Origin of the sequence: Cupriavidus mimosae, assembly GCF_023952485.1 — a bacterium.
In the GTDB taxonomy this organism is placed as follows: domain Bacteria; phylum Pseudomonadota; class Gammaproteobacteria; order Burkholderiales; family Burkholderiaceae; genus Cupriavidus; species Cupriavidus taiwanensis_C.
In genome coordinates this window covers 53,413-78,128 of record NZ_JALHRY010000003.1, presented here as the reverse complement: position 1 = coordinate 78,128, position 24,716 = coordinate 53,413, and the positions used below count along the sequence as shown (strand labels likewise).

22 protein-coding genes and 2 tRNA genes are annotated in these 24,716 nt (G+C 66.8%); 6 read left to right on the top strand and 18 right to left on the bottom strand.

All coding sequences use genetic code 11. The annotated features are described in order from the left end of the window. Nucleotides 1-57: 57 nt before the first annotated feature. Entirely contained in the window at nucleotides 58-846 is a 789-nt protein-coding gene (fabI, locus tag MKD50_RS06740; protein ID WP_115703742.1) for an enoyl-ACP reductase FabI, read from the top strand. Nucleotides 847-940: 94 nt separating this feature from the next. Here the strand turns inward: fabI and MKD50_RS06735 are convergent, their stop codons facing one another. The 8 genes from MKD50_RS06735 to MKD50_RS06700 form a co-directional block, all read right to left on the bottom strand. Further along, on the bottom strand, nucleotides 941-2,185 hold the full coding sequence (locus tag MKD50_RS06735; protein ID WP_115703744.1) for an MFS transporter: 1,245 nt from the start codon (nucleotides 2,183-2,185) through the stop codon (nucleotides 941-943). Nucleotides 2,186-2,371: 186 nt separating this feature from the next. Further along, nucleotides 2,372-2,821, bottom strand: a complete 450-nt coding sequence (locus tag MKD50_RS06730; RefSeq protein WP_115703746.1) for an ion channel — start codon at nucleotides 2,819-2,821, stop codon at nucleotides 2,372-2,374. Nucleotides 2,822-2,831: 10 nt separating this feature from the next. After that, nucleotides 2,832-3,881 carry a DUF2955 domain-containing protein gene (locus MKD50_RS06725; protein WP_115703748.1) on the bottom strand — a complete coding sequence of 350 codons (1,050 nt, stop codon included), beginning with the start codon at nucleotides 3,879-3,881 and terminating at the stop codon, nucleotides 2,832-2,834. Further along, on the bottom strand, nucleotides 3,871-5,046 hold the full coding sequence (locus MKD50_RS06720; protein WP_115703750.1) for an HlyD family secretion protein: 1,176 nt from the start codon (nucleotides 5,044-5,046) through the stop codon (nucleotides 3,871-3,873). The genes MKD50_RS06725 and MKD50_RS06720 overlap by 11 nt, the downstream gene beginning before the upstream one ends. 10 nt (nucleotides 5,047-5,056) lie before the next feature. Next, nucleotides 5,057-6,598, bottom strand: a complete 1,542-nt coding sequence (locus MKD50_RS06715; protein ID WP_252666703.1) for an efflux transporter outer membrane subunit — start codon at nucleotides 6,596-6,598, stop codon at nucleotides 5,057-5,059. 17 nt (nucleotides 6,599-6,615) lie between these two features. Next, complete coding sequence (locus MKD50_RS06710) at nucleotides 6,616-7,719, bottom strand: AI-2E family transporter (protein WP_115703754.1); 1,104 nt, start codon at nucleotides 7,717-7,719, stop codon at nucleotides 6,616-6,618. A 293-nt stretch (nucleotides 7,720-8,012) separates the two neighbouring features. Next, nucleotides 8,013-8,089 (bottom strand) — tRNA-Arg (locus MKD50_RS06705). A 51-nt stretch (nucleotides 8,090-8,140) separates the two neighbouring features. Then, the gene (locus tag MKD50_RS06700; protein ID WP_252666702.1) at nucleotides 8,141-9,406 is read right to left on the bottom strand and encodes a GGDEF domain-containing protein; all 1,266 of its coding nucleotides are present in this window, start codon (nucleotides 9,404-9,406) and stop codon (nucleotides 8,141-8,143) included. Nucleotides 9,407-9,815: 409 nt separating this feature from the next. Between MKD50_RS06700 and MKD50_RS06695 the strand changes: the two genes are divergently transcribed. Next, nucleotides 9,816-9,892 (top strand) — tRNA-Pro (locus tag MKD50_RS06695). Nucleotides 9,893-10,012: 120 nt separating this feature from the next. Here MKD50_RS06695 and MKD50_RS06690 read toward each other — a convergent pair. Then, the gene (locus MKD50_RS06690) at nucleotides 10,013-10,756 is read right to left on the bottom strand and encodes a DNA polymerase III subunit epsilon (RefSeq protein ID WP_252666701.1); all 744 of its coding nucleotides are present in this window, start codon (nucleotides 10,754-10,756) and stop codon (nucleotides 10,013-10,015) included. A 111-nt stretch (nucleotides 10,757-10,867) separates the two neighbouring features. Then, entirely contained in the window at nucleotides 10,868-11,389 is a 522-nt protein-coding gene (locus MKD50_RS06685; RefSeq protein ID WP_115703759.1) for a hypothetical protein, read from the bottom strand. A 591-nt stretch (nucleotides 11,390-11,980) separates the two neighbouring features. On the opposite strand from MKD50_RS06685, the gene infA reads away from it, so the two are divergent. From infA to MKD50_RS06670, 3 genes are all read left to right on the top strand, one after another. After that, a complete protein-coding gene (gene infA / locus MKD50_RS06680; RefSeq protein ID WP_008641674.1) occupies nucleotides 11,981-12,202 on the top strand; it encodes a translation initiation factor IF-1 in 222 nt (73 codons plus the stop codon). 199 nt (nucleotides 12,203-12,401) lie between these two features. Then, nucleotides 12,402-12,878 carry a SixA phosphatase family protein gene (locus MKD50_RS06675; protein WP_252666700.1) on the top strand — a complete coding sequence of 159 codons (477 nt, stop codon included), beginning with the start codon at nucleotides 12,402-12,404 and terminating at the stop codon, nucleotides 12,876-12,878. Between the two features lie 159 nt (nucleotides 12,879-13,037). After that, the gene (locus tag MKD50_RS06670) at nucleotides 13,038-13,880 is read left to right on the top strand and encodes a GNAT family N-acetyltransferase (protein ID WP_252666699.1); all 843 of its coding nucleotides are present in this window, start codon (nucleotides 13,038-13,040) and stop codon (nucleotides 13,878-13,880) included. 70 nt (nucleotides 13,881-13,950) lie between these two features. Here the strand turns inward: MKD50_RS06670 and ppx are convergent, their stop codons facing one another. After that, on the bottom strand, nucleotides 13,951-15,483 hold the full coding sequence (ppx, locus tag MKD50_RS06665; protein WP_240072312.1) for an exopolyphosphatase: 1,533 nt from the start codon (nucleotides 15,481-15,483) through the stop codon (nucleotides 13,951-13,953). 154 nt (nucleotides 15,484-15,637) lie between these two features. Between ppx and ppk1 the strand changes: the two genes are divergently transcribed. Beyond that, nucleotides 15,638-17,764 (top strand): polyphosphate kinase 1, encoded by a 2,127-nt coding sequence (gene ppk1, locus MKD50_RS06660; protein ID WP_256461655.1) that lies wholly within the window; start codon nucleotides 15,638-15,640, stop codon nucleotides 17,762-17,764. A 52-nt stretch (nucleotides 17,765-17,816) separates the two neighbouring features. On the opposite strand, the gene phoR is transcribed toward ppk1, so the two are convergent. From phoR to pstS, 7 genes are all read right to left on the bottom strand, one after another. Then, entirely contained in the window at nucleotides 17,817-19,199 is a 1,383-nt protein-coding gene (gene phoR / locus MKD50_RS06655) for a phosphate regulon sensor histidine kinase PhoR (RefSeq protein ID WP_252666698.1), read from the bottom strand. A 112-nt stretch (nucleotides 19,200-19,311) separates the two neighbouring features. Beyond that, nucleotides 19,312-20,019 (bottom strand): phosphate regulon transcriptional regulator PhoB, encoded by a 708-nt coding sequence (gene phoB, locus MKD50_RS06650; protein ID WP_012353221.1) that lies wholly within the window; start codon nucleotides 20,017-20,019, stop codon nucleotides 19,312-19,314. Nucleotides 20,020-20,047: 28 nt separating this feature from the next. Next, nucleotides 20,048-20,752, bottom strand: a complete 705-nt coding sequence (phoU, locus tag MKD50_RS06645) for a phosphate signaling complex protein PhoU (RefSeq protein WP_062800696.1) — start codon at nucleotides 20,750-20,752, stop codon at nucleotides 20,048-20,050. A 47-nt stretch (nucleotides 20,753-20,799) separates the two neighbouring features. Further along, nucleotides 20,800-21,588, bottom strand: a complete 789-nt coding sequence (gene pstB / locus MKD50_RS06640) for a phosphate ABC transporter ATP-binding protein PstB (RefSeq protein ID WP_012353223.1) — start codon at nucleotides 21,586-21,588, stop codon at nucleotides 20,800-20,802. A gap of 51 nt (nucleotides 21,589-21,639) precedes the next feature. Next, nucleotides 21,640-22,542, bottom strand: a complete 903-nt coding sequence (gene pstA / locus MKD50_RS06635; protein WP_252666697.1) for a phosphate ABC transporter permease PstA — start codon at nucleotides 22,540-22,542, stop codon at nucleotides 21,640-21,642. 5 nt (nucleotides 22,543-22,547) lie between these two features. Then, nucleotides 22,548-23,516 carry a phosphate ABC transporter permease PstC gene (gene pstC / locus MKD50_RS06630; RefSeq protein ID WP_115703771.1) on the bottom strand — a complete coding sequence of 323 codons (969 nt, stop codon included), beginning with the start codon at nucleotides 23,514-23,516 and terminating at the stop codon, nucleotides 22,548-22,550. A gap of 88 nt (nucleotides 23,517-23,604) precedes the next feature. Next, nucleotides 23,605-24,636: a phosphate ABC transporter substrate-binding protein PstS gene (gene pstS / locus MKD50_RS06625; protein ID WP_115703773.1), complete on the bottom strand. Its 1,032-nt coding sequence runs from the start codon at nucleotides 24,634-24,636 to the stop codon at nucleotides 23,605-23,607. Nucleotides 24,637-24,716: the final 80 nt, after the last annotated feature.

Genomic DNA, 24,716 nt, shown 5'->3' with positions numbered 1-24,716 from the left:
CGCACGGCCGCACGGCGGACGCACGAAGCGTGCCTGATACACCACCTTGGAGAATTTATGGGATTTCTGGCAGGTAAGCGGATCCTGATCACCGGCTTGCTTTCGAACCGCTCGATCGCCTATGGCATTGCCTCGGCGTGCAAGCGCGAAGGCGCCGAACTGGCCTTCACCTACGTCGGCGAACGGTTCAAGGACCGGATCAGCGACTTTGCCAAGGAATTCGGCAGCGACCTGATTTTCGAATGCGACGTCGGCAGCGACGAGCAGATTGCCGCCACCTTCGCCGCGCTGGGCCAGCGCTGGGAAAAGTTCGACGGCCTGGTGCATTCGATCGGCTTCGCGCCGCGTGAAGCGATTGCCGGCGATTTCCTCGACGGCCTGTCGCGCGAAGGCTTCCGCATCGCCCACGATATTTCCGCATACAGCTTCCCGGCGCTGGCCAAGGCTGCCCTGCCGCTGCTGTCGGACAAGGCCTCGCTGCTGACGCTGACCTACCTGGGCGCCGAGCGCGTCGTCCCCAACTACAACACCATGGGCCTGGCCAAGGCATCGCTCGAAGCCAGCGTGCGCTACCTGGCCTCGTCGGTCGGCCCGCGCGGGATCCGTGCCAACGGCATCTCGGCCGGCCCGATCAAGACCCTGGCCGCTTCGGGCATCAAGGGCTTCGGCAAGCTGCTCGGCCATTTCGAGCAAGCCGCGCCGCTGCGCCGCAACGTCACCATCGAAGAAGTCGGCAACGTCGCCGCCTTCCTGCTGTCGGACCTGGCCAGCGGCGTGACCGGTGAGATCACCTATGTCGACGGTGGCTTCAACGTGGTCGGCGCGAGCGTGGCGGACGCGGAGTAAATCCGGCGCTGGCAACGCGCGCAATAAAAAGGGGGTGCCGGTATGGCACCCCCTTTTTGCTTCGGGATTCCGACCAGGCGTACACACCAGCCTGCTAGGCCGCGGCGGGGACGCGCCGCTCCATGCTCAGCATCGACCAGGCATAGATCACCAGCCCGCCAAGCGCCAGCAGCAGGCCGACCCAGCCGGTCGACTCCCAGCCGAAGCCGGCGGCAATGGTCAGCCCGCCCAGCCAGGCGCCCAGCGCATTGGCCAGGTTGAAGGCTGAATGGTTGAGCGCCGCCGCCAGCGTCTGCGCATCGCCGGCAACGTCCATCAGCCGGATCTGCAGCGCCGGGCCCAGCGCCACGGCGGTGCCGACCAGCAGCACATTGAAGGCGGCCAGCCAGGCATGCGACGCGGTAAAGGTAAAGGCGCCCAGCACCAGTGCGGTCCAGACCAGCACCCCGCCCACCGTGGGCATCAGCGCCTTGTCGGCGAGCTTCGCGCCGGCCAGGTTGCCCGCCACCATGCCGATGCCGAACAGCGCCAGCACCACCGGGATGCCGGCCGCCGGCATATGCGCCAGCTCCAGCATGGTCGGCTTGATATAGCTGAACACCGCGAACATGCCGCCAAACCCGATTGCACCGATGCCCAGCGTCAGCCACACCTGCTTGCGCCCGAGTGCGGATAGCTCGCGCAGCGGACTGGCACGACGGTCGGCCGGCACGAACGGCACCCAGCGCCATACCAGCAGCGCCGTCAGCGCGCCGAGCGCGCCCACGATCACGAAGGCCGAACGCCAGCCCAGCCAGGTGCCGACCGCCGCCGCGATCGGCACGCCGACCAGCGTCGCGGTGGTCAGGCCCAGCATCACCAGACCCACCGCCTGCGCGCGCCGCTCGCGCGGGACCAGGCTGGCTGCGACCAGCGCCGCGACGCCGAAGTACGTACCGTGCGGAAAACCCGTGAGCAGGCGCGCCACCATCATCGACAGGTATGACGGCGCCAGCGCGCTGGCGATATTGCCGGCGGCAAACACCGCCATCAGTGCGATCAGCAGGTTGCGCCGCGGCCAGCGTGCGCCCAGCACCGCCAGCAACGGCGCGCCGACGACCACGCCGAGCGCATAGGCGCTGATCAGGTGGCCGGCTTGCGGGATCGAGATGCCAAGGTCGGTGGCGGCATCGGGCAGCAGGCCCATGATGACGAACTCGCCGGTGCCGATGCCGAAGCTGCCGACGCCGAGCGCCAGCAGCGGCAGCCGCCCGCCCGCATGGCGATCGCGGCAAGACAGGGAAACGTCAGCGGGGCCGCGGTCGGAATCCGCGGCGGAGGGGGCATGTGGGGCGGCCATGTACAGGATTTGCAGGGGGTTCGACGAAATGCCGCCCGCTGCCGGACGAGGTCTTGCCCTCGCCTCTGATCGATCCAGCGTGCTCCTGTGCGGCGCGCAGGCCGTATTGTGCGGCAAAAACGCGAATCCTGCCGGCGCCACCCCGGCAGGGCCGGGTCGAGCCCGCGCCGGGCGCCGGCATCATCGCTATGGCTCGACGTCCTTGCCCAGGCTGGCCAGGTTTTGCTTGATCACCTCCAGCACCGCCGCCGTCATCACCGAACTGGAGACGCCGAACATCAGGATGCCGTTGGCCGCCTCCAGCGGCCCCAGCAGGCGCCACGTGGAAGACATGACGATATCGCCATAGCCCAGCGTGGCAAAGTTGACGCCCGAGTGATACAGCGCGGTAGCGAAATCGGCGAACTCGCCCAGCTGCATGAAGAGGATGGCCCAGATCGCCATCTGGACGAAGTTGCCGATCAGCGTCAGCACCATCACCACCGACAGCAGCAGGATCTCCTCGCCCAGCGACAAGCGCCCGTGCCGCGCATGCTTGAAGCGCGCGTAGTAGCGCAGGCAGACGGCCACAAACACCGCCTGCAACAGCAGGCAGGCCAGCATCACGGGAAGGCCGACCGCCAGGTTGTGCAGCATGATCGCCCCTTCATCCAGACAATTGCCGTACGCCGCGTGGCTGGTCGAGCCACGCGACCATCAGCCACGCATACAGCGTGACGCCGACGAACAGGCCCATGCGCACGGCAAAGGCGGTATAGACGTCCTTCCCCGCAGCGCTGTCCTGCACGGACTGGCCCAGCAGGATGATCAGCGTCACCAGGGTATTGAGCCAGAAGCCTGGCCGGTACCGCGACGGGCTCAGGCGATACAGCTTGCGCCCCACCAGCAGGCCGAACAGCAGCATCCACAGGAAGTACATCCACAAATGCACGAACAGGCTGAGCGCGCCCCAGAACAGGATCGCCAGCACACCGCCAAGCAGGGTCGAGCCCAGCAGTTCCCGCCCCGCGCCGCGCGCCGAGGTGGTGCAGGTTTGCCGGCCCAGCGTCGCCGCCTTCATGATGACCGGCAGGTACGCCGCCGGATCGTTCAGCGCGAGCAGGAATGCCGGCATGACCACCAGCGCGGCGCGCAGCGCGATCCGGTCAGCCTGGTCTTGCGGCAGGTCCGCGGGTGCAGGCGGGGCACCCGCGCCAGCGGGTTCGGGAAACAGCCAGTGGCCAAGCCCCAGCGCCGCCAGGGCGACGAGCAAGCCCTTGACCAGCGCTTCGATCACCGTGACCGCCAGTCCGAAATCGAAGGCCCCCGCCGCCGAAATCATGGTCAGGCCCACCACCAGGAAGGTCGAGACCAGGCCATTGCCGCCGCGCAATCCGTAGCGAAACGCCAGGAACAGGCACAGGCCGACCAGCAGCACGCCACTGGCGGGGTAATAGCGCAGCAGGGGGATCAGCAGCAGGCCGGTGCCCGTGGTGAGCATTACCACCAGCGCCAGGCCCAGCCCGGCCCGGGGCGACATCGGGCGGTTGAGGGTGGCCAGCAGGAACACGCCGAGCACCGGCGCGACCATGGGCACCGGCAGGGCCAGTCCAAAGCTGGTCGCCAGGCACAGCGCGGTGCCACTGGCCAGGCGCAGGCAACGCCGGCTGCGCGGATCGCGCGCGGGCCATGGCGGCTCCCGGCTGTCAGTAGACATAGGAAAGCCAGCTCATCAGGTACAGGAACAACCGGCCCAGCGGATTGAGCGGGTTGCCCTCGGTGGGAAACGCCATGACCTCGGCCTGCCCGCCCACGCGAATGCCGCGCAGGGGCGGAAACTCGCCGCGGTCGAACTCGACGATGACCGGGAAGCGTTGCGCCGGGCGCAGCCAGTCACGACTGTTCTGCACCGTCGGCAGGCTGCCCGGCGGCGTGCCGGGCCCGACGTTGACGCCGTAGCCGACGCTGCGCACCCGGCCTTCGAAGACCCTGCCCGGCAAGGCATCCAGCACGATCGCAACCGGCGTGCCGGGCTCGACGCGGCCGAGGTTGTTTTCGGTCATTTCGGCGCTGATCCAGACGTCGTGGATGGCGATCAGCGTCATGACCGGATTGCCGGCCGCGGCAAACTGGCCGGCATCGGTGCGCAGGTCGGTGACCAGCCCGGCGGCGCGCGCCCGCACCTGCGTATTGGCCAGGTCCAGTTCGGCCTTTTCCAGCGCCGAGGCGGCGCTGCGCAGCTTGGCGTTGTCTGCGTCGCTCCCCCCCTCCTGCTCGCGCGCACGCTGGACCTCGGCCCTGGCGGCGGCGACCTGGCTGACGGCCTGCTCCAGGCTGGCCCGCGCCACCTCAAGGCGCCGCAGCGAAATGGTGCCCGGGTCCTCCCGGTACAGCCGCTCCAGACGCTCGCTATCCTGCCGCGCCTTGACTTCGTTGGCACGGGCCGCGCGCAGAGATGCCTGCGCCGACTCGATGCCAGCCGTGCTGGCCCCGATCTGCCGGCGCGTCGACTCCAGCTCGGCGCGGGCGCGGTCCACCGCGATGCGGTATTGCTGCGGATCCACCTCGAACAGCACCGTGCCCGCCGCAACGTCCTGGTTGTTGCGCACATGCACCTTGGTCACGCGTCCGGACACTTCCGCGGCCACCGGCACCACGAAGGCCTGCACCCGCGCCTGTTGCGTGTATGGGGTCAGGCGGTCGGCCAGCAGGTACCAGGCGAGACTGATCACTATCAGCAACAGCACCCAGCGCACGCCCTTCCTTGAAGTGTCGGCCGCGGACGCCGGCGGCGCTGGGGGTGCAGGCGGCACTGGCGCGGAGGCGGGTGCGGGAGTGGGCGTAACCGTCGGCTCTGCGGAGGGCTGCGGGCTGTCGTTCATCGGCACTTGCTCAGGGGTTACCGTTGCCTGACGGGGAAACCTGCGCGGGCCCGGGCTCGTCGAGCAGGGTTCCCCAGTCAGTACGTTGCCGCATCTGCTCGCGCGTGGCGGGGTCGAGCAGCGGCTGTTCGCTGGACCAGCCACCGCCGAGCGCCTTGTACACGGCGATCAGGTCGCTGACGGCATTGCTGCGGTTGACCACGTAGGCATCCTGCTGGGCCGCCAGCGCGCGCTGCGCATCCAGCACGCGCTGGAAGTCCGAGTAGCCCTCGCGGTAAAGCGCGTTGGCCAGCGTCAGCGAACGCCTCGCGGCCAGCGCGCTGTCGCGCAGGATCTGCTCGCGCTCCAGCGCCTTGATCAGCGCGCTCGCGGCGTCGTCGGCTTCGCGCGCCGCCTGTCGCACGGCATCCTGGTAGGCGATGATCAACTGCTGCAGCCGGGCGTCCTGCACGCGCACGGTGTTCTTGATGCGACCATAGTCGAAGACATTCCAGCGCAGGCTCGGCCCGCCGACCAGCGCAAGGCTGTTGGGCGTGCCCGCCAGTGTGCTGGCGGACCAGACAATGCTGCCCAGCAGCGTCAGCGACGGATAGAGATCGGCCTCGGCCACACCGATCAGCGCCGATTGCGCGGCGATCTGCAGCTCGGCGGCGCGGATATCCGGCCGGCGCTGCAGCAGGCTGGCAGGCACGTCCTGCAGCACTGCGCGATCGATCAGCGGCATCAGGCCTTCGTTGCCGGACAGTTCCGGCAACTCCGGCAACGGCCCCGGCGGGCGGCCCACCAGCACCGCCAGGGCATTGCGGGTGCGCGTGATCTGGCTTTCGAACTCGGGGATGGTGCTCAGGGTGCCAAGGTATTGGGTCTTGGCTTGCTGCAGGTCGAGCTCGTCGGTCTCGCCGCTCTTGAACAGCCGCTCGGTGATTTCAAGGCTGCGCCGCTGCAGCGCCGCGTTGTCGCGGGCGATGCGCAGGCGTGCCTCGGCCGTGCGCAAGGCAAAGTAGGTCTCCGCCACCTGGGCGCGCAGCAGCACCAGCACATCCTCGCGGTTGGCGCGGGCCGCAAAGTAGGCGGCATCGGCGGACTCGATGGCGCGGCTGAAGCGCCCCCAGAAATTTAGCTCCCAACCGATATCGAAGCCTGCGCTGTATTGCCAGAAGCGGTTGTTCTGAGGATTGCGGCCGCCGGCCTGCCGGCGATCCGTGTACAAGACATCGGCACTGGCCTGCTGCAGTTGGGGGAATCGCCCGCTCTGGGCAATGCCCAGCTGGGCGCGCGCTTCCATCACGCGCAGGCCGGCAATCTTCAGGCTGGCATTGTGCGCATCGGCTTCGGCGATCAGGCGCTCGAGTGCCGGGTCACCGAAGACCTGCCACCACTCGCGGATGTCGGGCAGGGCTCGCTGCGCCGTCGCCTGCTCGAGCGCCGGGCTGCGCCACTGCTGTGTCCACGGTTCCAGCTGTGGCTGGAAATCCGGCCCGAGGCGCGCGCAGCCCCCCACGCAGCAGGCGGCGGCCAGCAATGCGCGCAGAGGACGGTGCCGGCGCGTCATGGGCGGCCCGGATGGCTTCAGGTCTGTTGCTGGCTGCCAGGCCCGGTCTGCGGCGGCGGATCTTCCACCCATTGCCAGAACAGCTGGTAGCCGACCGCCAGCACCACTGGGCCAATGAACAGGCCGATCACGCCGCCGGTCACCATCCCGCCCAGCGCACCGATCAATACCACCGGCATCGGCACATCGACGCCCCGCCCGAGCAACAGCGGCTTGAGCACGTTATCGGCCAGCCCGGCCACGAACACATAGATGGCGAAGACGATGGTGGCCACGCTGGCCCCTTCGCTGGCAAAGACATAGATGATCACCGGCACGGTGATCAGCGTGGCCGGCAACTGCGCGATGCCCAGCAGCAGCACCACCAACGCCAGCACGCCCGCGGCCGGGACACCCTTGACCACGAAGGCAACGCCGACCAGCAGCATCTGGATAAAGGCGATGCCGACCACGCCCTGGGCCACCGCGCGAATGGTCGCCGTGCACAGCGAAGCGATGCGCTGGCCCCGCTCCGGGCCAAAGACACGCGCGGCAATCTGCACGGCGCTGCGGTTGCCGGCCTCGCCGTAGGCCATGAAGATGCCCCCGATGATCAGGGCGAAGACGAATATCAGCAGCCCCTTGCCGATGCCGGCGGCGGCGGCGAGCACGGCCAGGCTGATTTCCCGGACCTGGGGCGCGTGGGTCTGGATCACGCCAGTCAGGTCGGAGGCGGCCTGCAGCCAGACGTCGTACAGGCGCTGGCCCACCAGCGGCCAGCTGGCAACCGACTCGGCCGGTGGCGGAATATGCAAGCCTTCTTTCTTGACCATGGCCATGGCGCTGGCCACCGAGTCGACCATGGCGGCGCCCAGCAGGTATGCCGGCAGCGCGATGATGGCAATCGCGGCCAGGACGATCAGCGTGGCGGCGCGCCCGTCCTTGTTGCCCAGCTTGCCCCTGAGCCTGACCTGCAGCGGATAGATGGTCACGGCCAGGATTACCGACCAGACAATGAGGTCGAGAAAGGGCCGGAATATCTGGAAGCAGAAGATCGCCAGCACCGCAATCAGCCCCGCGCGGATCAGCACATCGAGTAGTCCGCGCGACAGCATGCGCTCCGAAGTTGGCGTAGGCATCATCGCTTGTCTCCCTGCAGATCATCGCCAAGACCCAGGACCGGCAACCTCGCCGCCGCGCATTCGGCAGGTCAGGTTAAGTACTGACCGCTTGGACGGATGAAATCCAGTCTAGATGAGGGGTGAGGCCCGGACAACCTCAAAAGGTATGCCTATCGCTACATGGCCTGCATGCGTTGCGCTATAGCCGGACTAGCCTTGGACAACCCATGGGACCGCAGGATGGCGCCGGATGATGTCGGCGAAGCGGCAGGGACTGGACCCGGGACGATTCGGCGACCCGAATCACTGGGCTTTGGCGCGTCCTAGAGGATTCGAACCTCTGACCGCTCGCTTAGAAGGCGAGTGCTCTATCCAACTGAGCTAAGGACGCGAAGGCGTGCATTCTACCGCAGCGCCCGGCCGCGGTGACAAGCGATGCGCCTCAGGACGCGGCGCGGGGCTGACCGCGCGTGACGTAGCGGCCGGCGCCGGCGGAGTCGGAGGCCGATTCCGCGGCATCGCCGCCGGCCGGGTGCAGCGACACGCAGTTGCGCCCCTTCAGCTTGGCGTCATACAGCGCGCGATCTGCCCGGCGCATCAGCGCATCGGCACCCTCGCCGGGCTGGCGCGCGGCCACGCCGATGCTGACGGTATAGGCAATCGGATCGGGCTCGGACGGGCACGGCGTGGCGCGCACCGCCGTGGCAAGCCGCAGGCACGCAAGCCGCCCGGTCTCCAGCGCGGTATCCGGCATCACGATGGCGAATTCCTCGCCACCCAGGCGCCCGGCCAGGTCGCCGTGGCCGAGCGTCTTGCGCAGCAGGCCGGCAAAGTGCCGCAGCACGCTGTCGCCAGCCAGGTGGCCATAGACATCATTGATGGCCTTGAAGTGATCGAGATCGACAAACGCGACCGTCATCGGCTTGCGCAGCCGCTCGGCCTGCAGGCAGGCGGCCTCCAGTTCCTCCCAGAAGGCGCCGCGCAGCAGCACATCGGTCAGGTCGTCGTGGCGCGCGCGCCGCTCAAGCATGCGGCGCAGCCGGTCGTGCGCCATCAGTGCAAAGCTCACCGACACCCCGACCAGCGCAAAGACGTTGAACACGGCCAGTTCGCCGTCCCACGGCATTGGCCGCGGCCAGGCGCCGCCCTGCGCCATTGCCGCCAGCGGCCGCAGCACGGTCCAGGCATTGATGGCCGCGGCGGCGATCACGATCGCCGCCAGCGACCACGCCGCCAGCCGGCCGGTGCCGCGCGTGGCCGGCACCGCCGGCACCACGCTGCGCGCGAGATCCAGCAGCAGCACGATATGGCAGGCGCTCAGGACCGGCGCCAGATCGGGCAGCGCCGCCGCCGTGGCGAGGTAGCGCGGCGCCAGGTCGCCCCAGGCCACCGCTGCCGCGGCCGCCAGGTTCAGCCCCAGCAAGCCGGCGGCACGGCCCGGCCGCTGCGCAAAGTGCCGGGCACCCACCGCCATCACCGAAAGCGCCGCGAGCAGCGCCAGGTCGGTCGACTCCGGCACCAGCCACATCGGCCGCAATGCCTGCACCGCCGCCAGCGCCGCGGCAAAAGCCGCCAGCACGCTGCCCAGCGCCCAGGATGTCAGGCCGCTGCGCTCCATGCCCGACGAGCGGCGCAACACCACGCAAACCACTGCCATCTGCAAGGCAAACAGCCCCGCGATGAGCACAACCACGTGCGACTGAAACATCTTTATTCCCGTCCAAGGCAAGCCGCGGCGCTCCGCGTGCCGCCGCGCTTCCCTGCTTCTTTGCCGATCCTGTGCCGGATCGTTGTTATCGAATGCCGCATTGCCTGTTTCAGGCCGCCCGTGCCGCCTTTTGGCGAAGCAGCGACCGAGCCGCTCGCCCAGGGCGGGGAGCGCCGTTCTTGTCGTGGTGATCAGGTCAGTCCGGAAGGAACTACGCAAAACCGGGCGTTCCCAACAGCACGCCGGTCGGACTGGGGCGGTGTGCGGATTATCGCAGCGCGCAAACCCAAGTCAAGACAAAGCGCCCCCGCCGGAAGGGGGAGCATCGCCGCATGCCCGGGCGGCCCGAACCCGCCGGCATCGACGCACATTGACCGGGGCTCGCCGACGCGGCTACAATGGCCGGCTTCGGAGCGTAGCGCAGCCTGGTAGCGCATCTGATTTGGGATCAGAGGGTCGTAGGTTCGAATCCTATCGCTCCGACCAGAAATACCCAACGGAAACAACGGCCTGGATCGGGAGATCCGGGCCGTTTTTCTTTTTCCGGCGCGCCTGCGCCGCGCAGCTACGTCATGCCGTGCGGCATGCGGCGCTTGCACCCTCCTGTCACCACGGGAACAAGTCCGGCCAGATCACGGCGCCGGCGCACAGCATCAGGATCACGGCCGCCATCACCAGACCCCGCCCGGGGCCATGCTGGCTGGCTTCGACTTGCGGCGCCCATGAAGACGCGACCTCCGGCGGCGGCGGCGCCAAGGGCGGTGGACCCGGCGCGCTGCCGGTGTGCGGGGCGGCGCTCATCGCGAAATCGGCTTCGGCCAGCAGGAAGGCCATCGGCGTCGCCTGCTGGGGGGCGCCGATCGGCCGGAACAGCAGCTTGGACAGCGCCAGACAGTCATCCAAAGCCACTTGCGGCCGGGGACGGAAGATATGCAGTTGCTCGCACAGCGTATCGAGCTTGTGGTTGGCGGCGTGGAAATACTGGGACCAGCGCACCTGCCGCACCGAGCAGCGCCAGCGCTTGTGCTGGATGCCGGGCAGCACTTTCTCCAGCATCCTGGCATTGAAGGCCGCGCCGTGGGCCACCAGCACCTCGGCATCGTCGACGATGGCGCGGATGGCGCCGAGGTCGAAGCAGCGCCCGCGCAGCATGTCGACGGTCAGGCCGTGGGTATCGGTGGCGGCCGCGCTGATCGGCACGGTCGGCTCCTGCGAACCGTAGTACTCCGCCACTTCGCGCACCAGGCCGCCGGCGCGCGGCGACACCTCGACCAGCAGCAAGCCGATGCTGACGGGCTCGTCGGCTGGCGTGAACCCGGTGGTTTCGGTACTGACGATTGCGACCCGCATGGGCACTCCGGTGTGGCTGTGCGCAGGCGTGCCAGCCAGCCGTCATGGTGGTGTGCCTCTAGCGTAGTGCGAGCGCGTTAATCGTCATATCAACCAGATGGGCTAAACGGTTCAGGCGGGGGGCAGCGCCTCCGTCCCGCCGCGCCGCCGTTCCAGGTTGCAGTACACGTCGGCAGCGACCAGTCCGAACAGCGCGTGCGCGAACAGGCTCTCCCAGCCGCGCGCCTCGTCGAACCAGTTCATATAGCGCCCGAGCACATAGAAGTTGACCAGGTACACCACCACGCCGAATACGATCCCGACCACCGAGGCCAGGCCCAGGCTGGAGTCGAGCCGGAACGACGACAGGATCAGCGCCAGCACCGCCGCCAGGATGATCGACAAGGCAAAATGCACCGTGCCCGCGGCCAGCACGATGGTCCAGCTGAAGGCATCGGCCGACAGCGCCTCACGGCCCAGGATGATGGCGGCAACCATCTTCACGGTGCCCCAGGCGCCCTGGTACAGCAGAAAGCGCGCGGTCAGCAGCTCCAGCACCATGTAGACCGCGCCCGCAATCAGCCCCGCCAGGACCGCGGCGCGCCAGTCGGGACGGCAGCGGACATAGCGGTGCGATTCCAGATGAAGTTCCATGGCAGTCTCCTTGCGAGATCCGGCCCGGCACGGCCGTACGCGTTAGTTCTAGCTCATATGGAACAAATACCAAGCGGACCGCAACACGATTTGCGACTTTATCGTCATTTTATTGCGGCAAGAGCCAGGCAGGTGCAACCGACTCGCCGGCAATGCTGCATCCGCGTACGTGATACAATGTCGGAGTAGCCCCCGGGGTGTCCGAGCATCCCTGTAACCGGGCGTTCTCACCAGCGCGCTCCTGCGAGCGAACAGCAGCCGCCGGCGCGGGCCATCCGCGACGACACCGAACTGGCGAACCACCGGGTACACCTGCCCGCCTGCTCCACGTAGCATACGGCCTCTCCGGCTGTCAGCGACCAGGTTTTCGCCCACGCAATCCGCGCCCGCAGGGCGACACCGCTGATGCCGCCGACTGAACCGGTCCCGCAGGCGCCAGCCGGCAGCATGCGCGCCCTGCCCCGACCGCCTCAGGCGCGATTGGCCATATCGGCGCAAGGTGCTGCGATTGGGCGCAGTGGCGGGCGTATCGAACAGAATTTTTGAAACGTAACCATGCAGCCTTCGCGGGCTGCCGAAAAGGAAGACAGATTGGCTAAGGAAGAACTCATTGAATTTGGCGGCGTGGTGTCGGAAGCCCTGCCTGACAACCGCTATCGAGTCACGCTGGAAAACGGCGTTGAAATCTGGGCATACGCTTCGGGCAAGATGCAGAAGCACCGCATCCGCATCCTGGCCGGCGACCGCGTAACCCTGGAAATGTCGCCCTACGACCTGACCAAGGGGCGCATCAACTTCCGCCACAAGTCCTGAGTTTCCCGACGGCGCCGATGGCAACGCATTGCCATCGGCGCCGCCGCTGTATTGCGCCGACGCGCTGTCATGCCGCTGACACCGCGCCCGGAGACACTTGCGGGCTGCCCTGACCGGGCAGCCCGCTTTTGTTTGCGCCGCGCTTGCGCCGGTCGGGCCGCTTCACCATACTCGAAGCACGCTCATTGCCCCGTCCGACATGAACCTGATCCTGTGGCGCCATGCCGAAGCCGAAGACCTTCCCGACGCCCTCAGCCTTAGCCGCCATGCCGATCTGCAGCGCCCGCTGACGCGCCGCGGCCGCAAGCAGGCGGAGGCCTCGGCCAAATGGCTGCGGGCCCACCTGCCCGCCGATACCCGCATTCTGTGCAGCCCCGCCGTGCGCGCCCGCGAAACGGCGGCGGCACTGACCGGCGATGCGCAAATCCTGGATGCGCTGGCCCCCGGCGCCGACGTCAGCGCCGTGCTCGCCGCGGTCGATTGGCCGGAGCGCCCAGAACACGTGGTGGTGGTCGGCCATCAGCCCTGGATCGGCCGCGTCGCCAGCCTGCTGCTGGCGGGCACCGAAATGGACTGGAGCGTGCGCAAGGGTGGCGTCTGGTGGCTGACCGGCCGTACACGCGAAAGCGAAGCCCAGACGGTGCTGCGCGCGGTCATCAACCCCGAATTCCTCTAAGTCCGGTAGGGGTGCGGCATCCGCCCAAGGGTGCCTCTTGAGGCTTCCCGGACGGAGCTGGCTGTCGAAGTCACGCAACCGTCATCGCCGGGTCACGGCATTGTCACCGGCCCTCACTACATTGCATCGCAACAGTTTCGTCACCAAAAGGACATACTGATGCGAGATCTGCCGACGCCTACCCAGCCGCTCTTCGACGCTCTGCCCAATGGCCTCGGCGGCCAGACGGCGCGGAGGCGTCTTCATCGCCCATCGGATACACCGGCACATGAGTCGCCTGTTCTCAGCGTGGCGTGGGCGCGCCACCAGGATGAAGTAGTCGAGGCCCAGCGCCTGCGCTACAAGGTCTTCGCCGAGGAAATGGACGCGCGCCTGACCTCGTCGGTGCCGGAACTGGACATCGACATGTTCGATGCCTATTGCGACCACCTGATCGTGCGCGACCTGGCCACGCTGCGCGTGGTCGGCACCTACCGGGTGCTGCCGCCGCACCAGGCCAAGCGCCTGGGCTGCCTGTACGCCGAATCGGAATTCGACCTGGTGCGCCTGTCGCACCTGCGCCCCAAGATGCTGGAACTGGGCCGCTCGTGCGTGCACCGCGACTACCGCTCCGGCAGCGTCATCATGGCGCTATGGGGCGGGCTGGGCGAGTACCTGCAGCGCTGGGGCATCGAGTCGATGCTGGGCTGCGCCAGCGTACCGATGAGCGACGGCGGCCACTACGCGGCCAGCCTGCACCGGTTGTTCACCGAGCGCTCGCTCGCGCCGATCGAGTACCACGCCTTCCCGCGCCTGCCGCTGCCGGTGGAAGACCTGAACCAGCAGTTGGCGGTCGAGCCGCCCGCGCTGATCAAGGGCTACCTGCGCCTAGGCGCGAAGATCTGCGGCCAGCCCGCGTGGGACCCGGACTTCAACGTGGCGGACTTTCTCACGCTGCTGCGCGTGAACGACATGAACCCGCGCTACGCCCGCCACTTCCTGGGCCTGAACAACGCCGCCTGAGCGGCGTCCCCGCCAGGAAGCCCTTCCGGTCACGGCCGCCGCATCGGCGGCCGGCCGCCCCCCTGCCCTGTCAGTCGTAGACCACCTTGTAGCGCTTGCCGATGCGCTGCCATTCGTCGGCTTCCTGCGCCAGGCTGTATTCGATCAACGGATTGGCGTCGATCCACGCCTTCGGCAAGCGCACGGTGAAGCCTTCGTCCAGCGCTTCGGCCAACTGCGTGACGCGGATGTCCGGCAGCGCCACGTCCGAGCGGCGCCGGCACAGCACAAAGGCCAGGCGCAGGCTGAACAGCATGCGCCAGTCGACGAACTTGCCGCTGCCCGAGAGCTTGCCCAGCTTGCCTGCATGACCCAGCAGCAGCGTCGCCAGCCGCGCCTGGTCGGTCTTGGAAAAGCCCGGCATGTCGGCATGCGTAGCGATATAGGCGGAATGCTTGTGGTAGCCGCTATGTGAGATTGACATGCCGATTTCGTGCAGGCTGGCGGCCCAGCCGAGCAGCGCGAGGTTGTCCTCGCGCCGTTCGTTGGCCGGGTCCGGGAACTGGGACAGCAGGGCCTGCGCGGTGCGCCGCACGCGGCTGGCCTGCGCGCGGTCGACACCATAGCGGCGCATGAACTGATCCACCGTAACCGTGCGCATGTCCTCATGGTGGCTGCGTCCGAGCAGGTCGTACAGCACGCCCAGCCGCAGCGCGCCGTCGGTCACGTCCATGCGCTCGATATCGAGTTCGGCGAACACGCCCAGCATGATCGACAAGCCCCCCGGCAGCACCGGAATGCGGTCCGGCTTGAGCCCGGTCAGCTTGACGCGATTGGTGTTCTCGGCCTTGATCAGCGCACGCTTCAGGCGCTCCAGCCCTTCACGCGTGATGCCGTGCTCGGCATTGCTGTCGTTCATGCCGTTGAGTTCGATCAACTCGGCCAGCGCGCGCGCGGTGCCCGACGAGCCCACCGCCTGCTCCCAGCCCGCGGCACGATACTGGCGCACCAGCACCTGGATTTCGCGGCGCGCCGCCAGTTCGGCCTGCTTCATCGCGTAGTCGTCGACATTGCCGCTGGGGAAGAACTGGCGGCTGTGCGACACGCAGCCGATATACAGGCTTTCCATCAGCCTGGACTGGTAGCCGTTGCCGATGATGAATTCGGTCGAGCCGCCGCCGATATCGACCACCAGGCGGTTGCCCTGGCAGGCCGGCGCATCGTGCGAGGCGCCCAGGTAGATCAGCCGCGCTTCCTCGCGTCCGGCGATCACTTCGATCGGAAAGCCCAAGGCCCCCTCGGCCTCGATCAGGAACTCGGACGCGTTCTTTGCGACCCGCAGCGTATTGGTGGCAACCGCGCGCACCTGTCCCGGCGCGAACTCGCGCAGGCGATCGCCGAAGCGCCGCAGCGCATCGATGCCGCGCCGCCGCGCAGGCTGGTCCAGGTATTTGTCAGGGGTCAGCCCGGCTGCCAGCCGCACCGGCTCGCGCAGCGCGTCGACCTGGAAGATCTGGCTGGCCGGGCCATTGGCCGTCGGGGTCTCGTCCACCCGCCCGATCATCAGGCGGAAGCTGTTCGAGCCCATGTCGACGGCGGCCAGCAGGCGTGGAGTGTTGTTCATCGTGTGCTTGGAGGGCAGGTTCGCATTGGCGTTGCGAAGCACGGCAGGGACACGCTGGTGCCTGGGCCTGCCGCGATTCGGGCCCGGAGAAAATATGTCGTGGTCATGTCCGCATCATGACAAAATCAAACTGTCATGAAAGTGACACGATTCTATGAAAAAGTCGCCACATTACCAAAAGAAGGTCATGACCATGTCGACGACTCCGTCCAGTACGCTGCTCAATCGCGAACTGGGCATCCTGGAATTCAATGCCCGCGTGCTGGCGCAAGCCGCGGACCCGAAAGTCCCCCTGCTGGAACGGCTCAAGTTCATCTGCATCGTGTCCAGCAACCTGGACGAGTTCTTTGAAATCCGCATGGCGGGCCTGAAGGAACAGATGCGCGACAATGCCTCGGGACTGACGCCGGATGGCCTTTCGTTCCAGCAGACCTACCAGCTTGTCACCGAGCGCACGCAACGGCTTGTGGCCTCGCAGTATGACATGCTGCAGAACACCATTTTTCCACTACTTGAAAAAGAAGGGGTCTTTTTCCACCTGACCACCACCTGGACCGACGCCCAGCGCGAGTGGGCGCGAGAGTTCTTCCAGCGCGAGCTGGCGCCGGTGCTGACCCCCATCGCCCTGGACCCGGCCCACCCCTTCCCGCGCGTGCTCAACAAGAGCCTGAACTTCGTGGTGGAGCTGTCCGGCAAGGACGCCTTCGGGCGCGACGCCGATCTCGCCATCGTGCAGGCTCCGCGCGCGCTGCCGCGCGTGGTGAAGATGCCGGAGAAGCTGTCGGGCTATCCGTACGGCTTTGTCATGCTGTCGTCGTTCATGCAGGGCTTCGTGCACGAGCTGTTCCCCGCCATCACCGTGCATGGCTGCTACCAGTTCCGCGTCACGCGCAACTCGGACCTGTTCGTTTCGGAAGACGACATCACCGATTTGCGCGAAGCGCTGCAGGGCGAACTGCCCGCGCGCCATTTCGGCGACACGGTGCGGCTGGAAATCTCGTCGGATACGCCGGCGGCGCTGGCGCGCCGGCTGCTGCTGGAATCCGGACTGGCCGAACAGGATCTGTACCGCGTCTCCGGCCCGGTGAACCTGGTGCGGCTGATGCAGATTCCCGACATGGTCGACCGGCCCGGGCTCAAGTTCGCGCCGTATGTACCGGCGCCGGTCAAGGCCTTTTCCGGCGGCGCGTCGATGTTCGACGTGATGCGCCAGCAGGACGTGCTGCTGCACCATCCGTACGAGAGCTTCAGTTCGGTGCTCGACCTGCTGCAGCTGGCCGCGGCCGACCCCAACGTGGTGGCAATCAAGCAGACCGTCTACCGCACCGGCAACGAATCGCTGGTGATGGAAGCGCTGATGACCGCGGCGCGCAACGGCAAGGAGGTGACAGTGGTGGTGGAGCTGCTGGCGCGCTTCGACGAGGAAACCAATATCAACTGGGCCGAGCGGCTGGAATCCGCCGGCGCGCACGTGATCTACGGCGTGGTCGGCCACAAGTGCCACGCCAAGATGCTGCTGATCGTGCGGCGCGAGCCCACCGGGCCCAAGGCCAAGCAGGTCAAGCTGCGCCGCTACGCCCACCTGGGCACCGGCAACTACCACCCCCGCACCGCCCGGCTCTATACCGACTTCGGACTGCTGACCGCCGACGAGGCCATCTGCGAAGACGTGCACCATGTGTTCCAGCTGCTGACCGGCACCGCCGGCACGATCCGGCTGAACCACCTGTGGCAGTCGCCGTTCACCATGCAGAGCAACCTGGTCGACCATATCCGCGCCGAGGCCCGCAACGCGCGCGCGGGCAAGCCGGCACGCATCATCGCCAAGATGAACGCGCTGCTGGAACCGTCGATCATCGACGAGTTGTACAAGGCCTCGCGCGCCGGCGTGAAGATCGACCTGATCGTGCGCGGCGTGTGCGCGCTGATGCCGGGCGTGCCGGGCATGTCCGAGAACATCTCGGTGCGCTCGATCATCGGGCGATTTCTCGAACACCATCGCGTCTATTACTTCCACGCCGCCGGCGAAGAGGTGCTCTACCTGTCCAGCGCCGACTGGATGGACCGCAACCTGTTCCGCCGCGTGGAAGTCGCGTTCCCGGTGCTGGACAAGGCGCTGAAGGCGCGCGTCATCAAGGAGAGCCTGCAGGTCCACCTGCGCGACAATGCCTCCGCGTGGATCATGCAGTCGGACGGCAATTACGTGCGCAGCCAGACGCGTTCCAAGCATCCGCATGTCAGCCAGAACGATATGCTGGTGATGTTTGGCGGTACGCCCTGAACGCGCGCCGCGAGCAAGAGAAACCCCGCCGCGGCGGGGTTTTTCTTTGAGATCAGGCTGCGCGCCGGGAATGGTCCGGTGCCTGGGGCGTTACCGTCGGACCCGCGCTCGGCGCCGGGCTGTCCGCGCTTGCGGCAGCGGAGCGCAGGCTGCGCTCCAGCGGGAACACCACGCGGAACACGCTGCCCCGGCCCTCCTCGCTGGTGACGCGCAGTTCGGCATGGTGGCGCGACAGCACATGCTTGACGATGGCCAGCCCAAGGCCGGTGCCCCCGGTGTCGCGCGAGCGGCTGCGGTCGACGCGGTAGAAGCGTTCGGTCAGCCGGGGAATATGCTCGGCAGCGATGCCCAGGCCGGTATCGGCCACCGAGAACACCGCGTGGCCGTCTTCCCAGGCCAGCCGCATGGTGATGCGCCCGCCCTCCGGCGTGTAGCGCACGGCGTTCGACACCAGGTTGCCCAGCGCCGACATCAGCTCGGTCTCAGCGCCGCGCATGCCCACGGTGGGATCGATCTCGGCGGCGACGTGGTGCCGGCCCTGCGACAGCGCCTCGGCATCGTGCCTCAGGTGCGCCACCATGGCGCGGACCGGCACCACGTCGTGGCCCGGCGGCTGCGCGTCGCTTTCCAGCTTGGCCAGCGCCAGCAGGTCTTCGACGATGCTCTGCATGCGCACCGACTGCGCCAGCATCATGTCGATGTAGCGGCGGCGGTCCTCCTCCGACACCGGCAGGTCGCGCACGGTCTCGAGGAAGCCGGTCATCACGGTCAGCGGGGTCTTCAGCTCGTGCGAGACATTGGCGACGAAGTCGCGCCGCATCGCCTCGGTGTTTTCCAGCTTGGTGATGTCCTGCGTAATCACCAGCTTGCGGTTGTCGCCATACGGCAGGATCTGCACCGCGATCGCGCTGTGCTTGTGCTCGCCCATGTCGCGCATCACCAGCGGGTCGTCGAACTGCTGCCGCGTCAGGTAGTGGACAAACTCCGGCCGGCGGATCAGGTGGGTAATGCGCTGGCGCACATCGCGCCGCGCGTTCAGGCCGAAATGCTGCTCGGCGACGTCGTTGCACCACTCGATCTGGTCGGCGTCATCGAGCATCAGCACACCGTTGGGCGAGGCCTGGATCGCCTGGATAAAGCGGGTGTGCTGCTGCTCCACCTGCAGCACCTGGGTGCGCCAGCGCTTGACCAGCCGGTGCAGGCGGTAATACACCTCGCCCCACAGGCCGAGCGCGCTGGGGATCTCGCCGTAGACGGGCGCGTCCAGCACCTTCCACAGCCGGTTGATCTGGTACAGGTAGTAGAACAAAAGACCGAGCAGCGACACGCAGGCCAGCGCCAGCGCCGGCACCGGGCCGGCGACCAGGTAGACGCCGGCGCACAGCACCAGCAGGCTGATCAGGATGGCCGCGGAACGGGCCCAGATGACATTCATGCGCAGGGTTCAGGCTCGCAGGCAGCCGCGCAAACGGCTGCCTGCAGGGTTGCGACGGAGTGTGCCATGATTTCGCCGCGCCCCGCCAGCGGCTCGAGACCCGTGCGGCGGCTCAGGCGCCAGGGGTGCGCGCCAGCCGGTAGCCGCTGCCACGCACGGTTTCGATCATGTTGCTGTAGCCGCCGGGCGTCAGCGCGGCGCGCAGGCGCTTGATATGGACGTCGACGGTGCGTTCCTCGACAAAGACATGGTCGCCCCAGACCTGGTCGAGTAATTGCGAACGGCTGTGCACGCGCTCCGGGTGCGTCATCAGGAAGTGCAGCAGCCGGAACTCGGTCGGACCCAGGTCCAGCTTGATCGGGCCGCTCTCGTCCTGGCCGGTCACGCGATGCGTGGCCGGGTCGAGCCGCAGCCCGTTGATCGCCACCACGTCGTCGGTCAGCTGCGGCGCGCGACGGCGCAGCACGGCCTTGATCCGCGCCAGCAGTTCCTTGGGCGAGAACGGCTTGGTGACGTAGTCGTCGGCACCGGCTTCGAGCCCCATCACCTTGTCCTGCTCCTCGCCGCGCGCGGTCAGCATGATGATGGGGATCTGGCGGGTGCGGTCGTTGGCGCGCAACTCCTTGGCGAAGTTCGCGCCTGACTTGCCCGGTAGCATCCAGTCGAGCAGCACCAGGTCGGGCAGCACATCGCTCATCAGCGACAGCGCCTGCTCGGCGTTATAGGCCCGGATCGGATAATGCCCCGCGTGCTGCAGGTTCACGGCGATCAGTTCGGCGATCGCCGGTTCGTCTTCGACAACGAGAATACTGCTTGGCATGTGTATGGTTCTCCGTGGGCGGCTGACCTCAGCTCAGCGCTTCGCGCTCCATGTCCTCGCGCGAGACATGGCGGACGTCCGTCCCCTTTACAATGTAAATGATAAATTCCGCGATGTTCTTGGCATGATCGCCGATGCGCTCGACGGCCTTGGCGATGAACAGGAAATCCAGCGCAACCGAAATCGTGCGCGGGTCTTCCATCATGTACGTGATCAGCTTGCGCACGAAGCCGCGGAATTCTTCGTCGATGGCCTTGTCGTCCTTGACGATGCGCGCCGCCGCGACCGTGTCCAGGCGCGCAAAGGCATCGAGCGCCTGGCGCAGCAACGCGATCGCCATCTCACCCGAGAGCTTGACCTCGGCGTAGTTGATGCTGTGCGCCGACGCATCTTCCATGATGTGCTTGGTGCGCTTGGCGATCTTCTCCGCCTCGTCGCCGGCGCGCTCCAGGTTGGTGATGGTCTTGGAGATGGCCATCACCAGGCGCAGGTCGCGCGCGGTCGGCTGGCGCCGCGCGATGATGTTGCCGCAATCGGCGTCGATCTCGACTTCCAGCGCATTGAGCTGGATCTCCCGGGCGATCACCTGGTCGGCGATCTCGGCGTCGAAGTCGGTCAGCGCACGCATGGCCAGCTCGATCTGCGACTCCACCAGCCCGCCCATCTGCAGCAGCTTGGTGTTGATGGCGTTGAGGTCTGCGTCGAACTGGGTCGACAGGTGCTTGTCAGTCATGGGATTCTCCTGGGCGCTTATGGATATGCTAGTCCCTGCCCTGCCTGTCAGCCGAAGCGGCCGGTGATGTAGTCTTCCGTTTCCTTGCGGTGCGGCTTGATGAAGATCTTCTCGGTCTCGCCGAACTCGATCAGTTCGCCCAGGTACATGTAGGCGGTGTAGTCCGAGCAGCGCGCCGCCTGCTGCATGTTGTGCGTGACGATCACCACGGTGTACTCGTCCTTCAGCTCGGCGATCAGCTCTTCGATGCGGCCGGTGGAAATCGGATCCAGCGCGGAGCACGGCTCGTCAAGCAGCAGCACTTCGGGGCGGATGGCGATGCCGCGCGCGATGCACAGGCGCTGCTGCTGGCCGCCGGACAGGCCATAGCCCGACTGGTGCAGCTTGTCCTTGGCCTCGTTCCACAGCGCCGCCTTGGTCAGCGCCCATTCCACTCGGTCGTCCATTTCCGAGCGCGAGAGCTTCTCGAACAGGCGCACGCCGAAGGCGATGTTGTCATAGATCGACATCGGGAACGGCGTCGGCTTCTGGAACACCATGCCGACCTTGGCGCGCAGCAGCGCGATGTCCTGCTTGGCGGTCAGCAGGTTGTCGCCGTCCATGTTGATCTCGCCCTCGGCGCGCTGCTCGGGATAGAGCGCGTACATCTTGTTGAAGGTACGCAGCAGGGTCGACTTGCCGCATCCCGACGGTCCGATGAAGGCCGTGACCTTGCGGTCCGGGATCGACATGTTGATGTTCTTCAGGGCATGGAACTGGCCGTAGTAGAAGTTCAGGTTGCGCACGTCGATCTTGGCGCGAACCGAATCGGGAATGTCGATGACGGTAGAGGTCATTGCGTTTTCTCGCTTGCAGTCTTGGGGCGGTCCGGATGACGGGCGCGCCGCTTATTTCTTGAACAGGATGCGCGCCAGGATATTCAGGGCCAGCACGCCGATCGTAATCAGGAACACGCCCGCCCAGGCCAGTTGCTGCCATTCGGTGAACGGGCTCATGGCAAAGCGGAAGATCGTCACCGGCAGGTTGGCCATCGGCTTGTTCAGGTCGCTGGTCCAGAACTGGTTGGACAGCGCGGTGAACAGCAGCGGCGCGGTTTCGCCGGCGATACGGGCCACCGCCAGCAATACGCCGGTCAAAATCCCCGCGTACGATGACTTCACCGTGATCGACAGCACCATCTTCCACTTGGGCGTGCCGAGCGCGAACGCGGCCTCGCGCAGCGCGTTGGGTACCAGGTTCAGCATGTTCTCGGTGGTGCGCACCACGATCGGCACCTGCAGCAGCGCCAGCGCGCAGATGCCGGCCCAGCCCGAGAAGTGGCCCATGCGGGTCACCACCAGCGCGTAGACGAACAGGCCGATCACGATCGACGGCGCCGACAGCAGGATGTCGTTGATAAAACGGATAAGGCTGGCCAGCGGCGAGCTCTTGCCATACTCGGCCAGGTAGATGCCCGCCAGGATGCCCAGCGGCGTGCCGAACAGCGTGGCCATGCCGACCATCACGAAGCTGCCGAAGATGGCATTGGCGAGGCCGCCGCCGGCGGTATTGGGGGCCGGTGTCATCTGCGTGAACAGGTCCAGCGACAGCCCGCCCACGCCCAGCGTGACGGTGGTCCACAGGATCCACGCCAGCCAGAACAGGCCGAAGCCCATCGCCACCAGCGAGGCGGTCAGCGCATACAGGTTGACGCGGCGGCGGCGGCCCTGCAGGCGCGCGCGCACGGCATCGGCATCGGGACGGACGGCGGGAATCGATACGGAAGACATGGCCTGGCTCGCTTGGGTCATTTGCCTCATTTTGCGCCCTCATTCTTGGCCAGTCGCAGCAGCAACAGCTTGGACAGCGCCAGCACCACGAAGGTAATGAAGAACAGGATCAGGCCCAGTTCCATCAGCGCGGCCGTATGCAGGCCGGCGCCGGCTTCGGCGAACTCGTTGGCGAGCGCCGAGGTGATGCTGTTGCCCGGCGAGAACAGCGAGGCGCTGTCCAGCAGGTTGGTGTTGCCGATCACGAAGGTGACGGCCATGGTCTCGCCCAGCGCGCGGCCCAGGCCCAGCATCACGCCGCCGATCACGCCGGCGCGGGTGTAGGGCAGCACCACGTTCCACATCACTTCCCAGGTGGTGCAGCCCACGCCGTAGGCGGATTCCTTGAGCAGCACCGGGGTGACTTCGAACACGTCGCGCATCACCGAGGCGATGTACGGAATGATCATGATCGCCAGGATCACGCCCGCGCACAGCAGGCCAATGCCCAGCGGAGCGCCCTGGAACAGCTTGCCGATCAGCGGCAGCTGGCCCACCGTGGCCGCGAGCGGCTTCTGGAAATACTCGCCGAAGATCGGCGCGAACACGAGCAGGCCCCACATGCCGTACACGATCGACGGCACCGCGGCCAGCAGCTCGATGGCGGTGCCCAGCGGGCGGCGCAGCCAGGCCGGCGACAGCTCGGTCAGGAACAGGGCGATGCCGAAGCTGACCGGCACCGCGATGATCAGTGCGATCAGCGAGGTCACGATGGTGCCGTAGATGGGCACCAGCGCACCATAGACATCGGCGGGAGGATCCCACTCCGCGGACCACAGGAAGCGCGCGCCGAAGGCCTCGATCGAGGGCCAGGCGCTGATCGCGAGCGAGACGATGATGCCGCCCAGCAGCAGCAGCGTCACGATCGCGGCGCCCCGCGTCAGGCCGCCGAACAGGATGTCGCCCATGCGGCTCGGGGGCCGGACGTTGCGGGTGTCGGAGGGGATAGTCGCCATGTCGGAGAATTCAGGATGGATCGCCGCTCCCGCCGCGGCGGGAGCGGATGCCGGCCGCGCGCGGACGCGGGCCGGCGATGCCTTCAGATCAATACAGCGCCTTGCCCGAAGCGTCCTTCACGATGGTCTTCCAGGTCGTGCGGATCTGGTTGACCACGTTCTCAGGCAGCGGCACGTAGTCCAGGTCGGCAGCCATGCCGGTGCCGTTCTTGTAGGCCCAGTCGAAGAACTTCAGCACTTCCGCGCCCTGCGCCGGCTTGTCCTGGTGCTTGTGCACCAGGATGAAGGTGGCGCCGGCGATCGGCCAGGCGTCCTTGCCCGGCTGGTTGGTCAGGATCTGGTAATAGCTCTTGCTCCAGTCCGCGCCGGCGGCGGCGGCCTTGAAGGCGTCGTCACCCGGCTTGACCACGGCACCCGACGCGTTCTTCATGTTCACGTGGGTCATCTTGTTCTGCTTGGCATAGGCGTACTCGACATAGCCGATCGCACCGTTCAGGCGCTGCACGAAGGCGGCCACGCCCTCGTTGCCCTTGCCGCCGGTGCCGCCGCCCGGCCAGTTGACCGTGGTGCCCTCGCCCACCGTGCCCTTCCAGTCAGCGCTGACCTTGGACAGGTAGTTGGTGAAGATGAAGGTGGTGCCCGAACCGTCGGCACGGCGCACCGGCAGGATGTCCTGGCTCGGCAGCTTGGCTTGCGGGTTCAGCGCCTTGATGGCGGGATCGTCCCACTTCTTGATCTTGCCCAGGTAGATGTTGGCCAGCAGCTCGCCGGTGATGGTCAGCTCGCCCGGCTTTACGCCCTGCAGGTTGATCACCGGCACCACGCCGCCGATCACGGTCGGGAACTGGACCAGGCCCTGCTTGTTCAGGTCCTCGTCCTTCAGCGGCGCGTCCGAAGCGCCGAAATCGACCGTCTTGGCGCCGATCTGCTTGATGCCGCCCGACGAGCCGATGGATTGATAGTTGACCTTGTTGCCCGTTGCTTTGTTATACGCGTCGGCCCACTTGGAATACACGGGCGCCGGGAAGGAAGCGCCTGCACCGGTAATTTCCGCCGCGAACGCAGTACCCGCTACCACCATCGAAACGATGCCTGCCACGGCAGTCTTGACCAGCTTCATATGTCCTCCAGAGAACATTGGTTGGGAATGACAAATTTTTGACAAGACGAACTGTATGCTGCGTCTATGACAATTCCGTG

What these genes read in the sequence shown, in the direction of transcription:
- fabI (WP_115703742.1), top strand. Translation starts at nt 58, where the DNA reads ATGGGATTTCTGGCAGGTAAGCGGATCCTGATCACCGGCTTGCTTTCG.
- MKD50_RS06735 (WP_115703744.1), bottom strand. Translation starts at nt 2,185, where the DNA reads ATGGCCGCCCCACATGCCCCCTCCGCCGCGGATTCCGACCGCGGCCCC.
- MKD50_RS06730 (WP_115703746.1), bottom strand. Translation starts at nt 2,821, where the DNA reads ATGCTGCACAACCTGGCGGTCGGCCTTCCCGTGATGCTGGCCTGCCTG.
- MKD50_RS06725 (WP_115703748.1), bottom strand. Translation starts at nt 3,881, where the DNA reads ATGTCTACTGACAGCCGGGAGCCGCCATGGCCCGCGCGCGATCCGCGC.
- MKD50_RS06720 (WP_115703750.1), bottom strand. Translation starts at nt 5,046, where the DNA reads ATGAACGACAGCCCGCAGCCCTCCGCAGAGCCGACGGTTACGCCCACT.
- MKD50_RS06715 (WP_252666703.1), bottom strand. Translation starts at nt 6,598, where the DNA reads ATGACGCGCCGGCACCGTCCTCTGCGCGCATTGCTGGCCGCCGCCTGC.
- MKD50_RS06710 (WP_115703754.1), bottom strand. Translation starts at nt 7,719, where the DNA reads ATGATGCCTACGCCAACTTCGGAGCGCATGCTGTCGCGCGGACTACTC.
- MKD50_RS06700 (WP_252666702.1), bottom strand. Translation starts at nt 9,406, where the DNA reads ATGTTTCAGTCGCACGTGGTTGTGCTCATCGCGGGGCTGTTTGCCTTG.
- MKD50_RS06690 (WP_252666701.1), bottom strand. Translation starts at nt 10,756, where the DNA reads ATGCGGGTCGCAATCGTCAGTACCGAAACCACCGGGTTCACGCCAGCC.
- MKD50_RS06685 (WP_115703759.1), bottom strand. Translation starts at nt 11,389, where the DNA reads ATGGAACTTCATCTGGAATCGCACCGCTATGTCCGCTGCCGTCCCGAC.
- MKD50_RS06675 (WP_252666700.1), top strand. Translation starts at nt 12,402, where the DNA reads ATGAACCTGATCCTGTGGCGCCATGCCGAAGCCGAAGACCTTCCCGAC.
- MKD50_RS06670 (WP_252666699.1), top strand. Translation starts at nt 13,038, where the DNA reads ATGCGAGATCTGCCGACGCCTACCCAGCCGCTCTTCGACGCTCTGCCC.
- ppx (WP_240072312.1), bottom strand. Translation starts at nt 15,483, where the DNA reads ATGAACAACACTCCACGCCTGCTGGCCGCCGTCGACATGGGCTCGAAC.
- ppk1 (WP_256461655.1), top strand. Translation starts at nt 15,638, where the DNA reads ATGAAAAAGTCGCCACATTACCAAAAGAAGGTCATGACCATGTCGACG.
- phoR (WP_252666698.1), bottom strand. Translation starts at nt 19,199, where the DNA reads ATGAATGTCATCTGGGCCCGTTCCGCGGCCATCCTGATCAGCCTGCTG.
- phoB (WP_012353221.1), bottom strand. Translation starts at nt 20,019, where the DNA reads ATGCCAAGCAGTATTCTCGTTGTCGAAGACGAACCGGCGATCGCCGAA.
- phoU (WP_062800696.1), bottom strand. Translation starts at nt 20,752, where the DNA reads ATGACTGACAAGCACCTGTCGACCCAGTTCGACGCAGACCTCAACGCC.
- pstB (WP_012353223.1), bottom strand. Translation starts at nt 21,588, where the DNA reads ATGACCTCTACCGTCATCGACATTCCCGATTCGGTTCGCGCCAAGATC.
- pstA (WP_252666697.1), bottom strand. Translation starts at nt 22,542, where the DNA reads ATGACCCAAGCGAGCCAGGCCATGTCTTCCGTATCGATTCCCGCCGTC.
- pstC (WP_115703771.1), bottom strand. Translation starts at nt 23,516, where the DNA reads ATGGCGACTATCCCCTCCGACACCCGCAACGTCCGGCCCCCGAGCCGC.
- pstS (WP_115703773.1), bottom strand. Translation starts at nt 24,636, where the DNA reads ATGAAGCTGGTCAAGACTGCCGTGGCAGGCATCGTTTCGATGGTGGTA.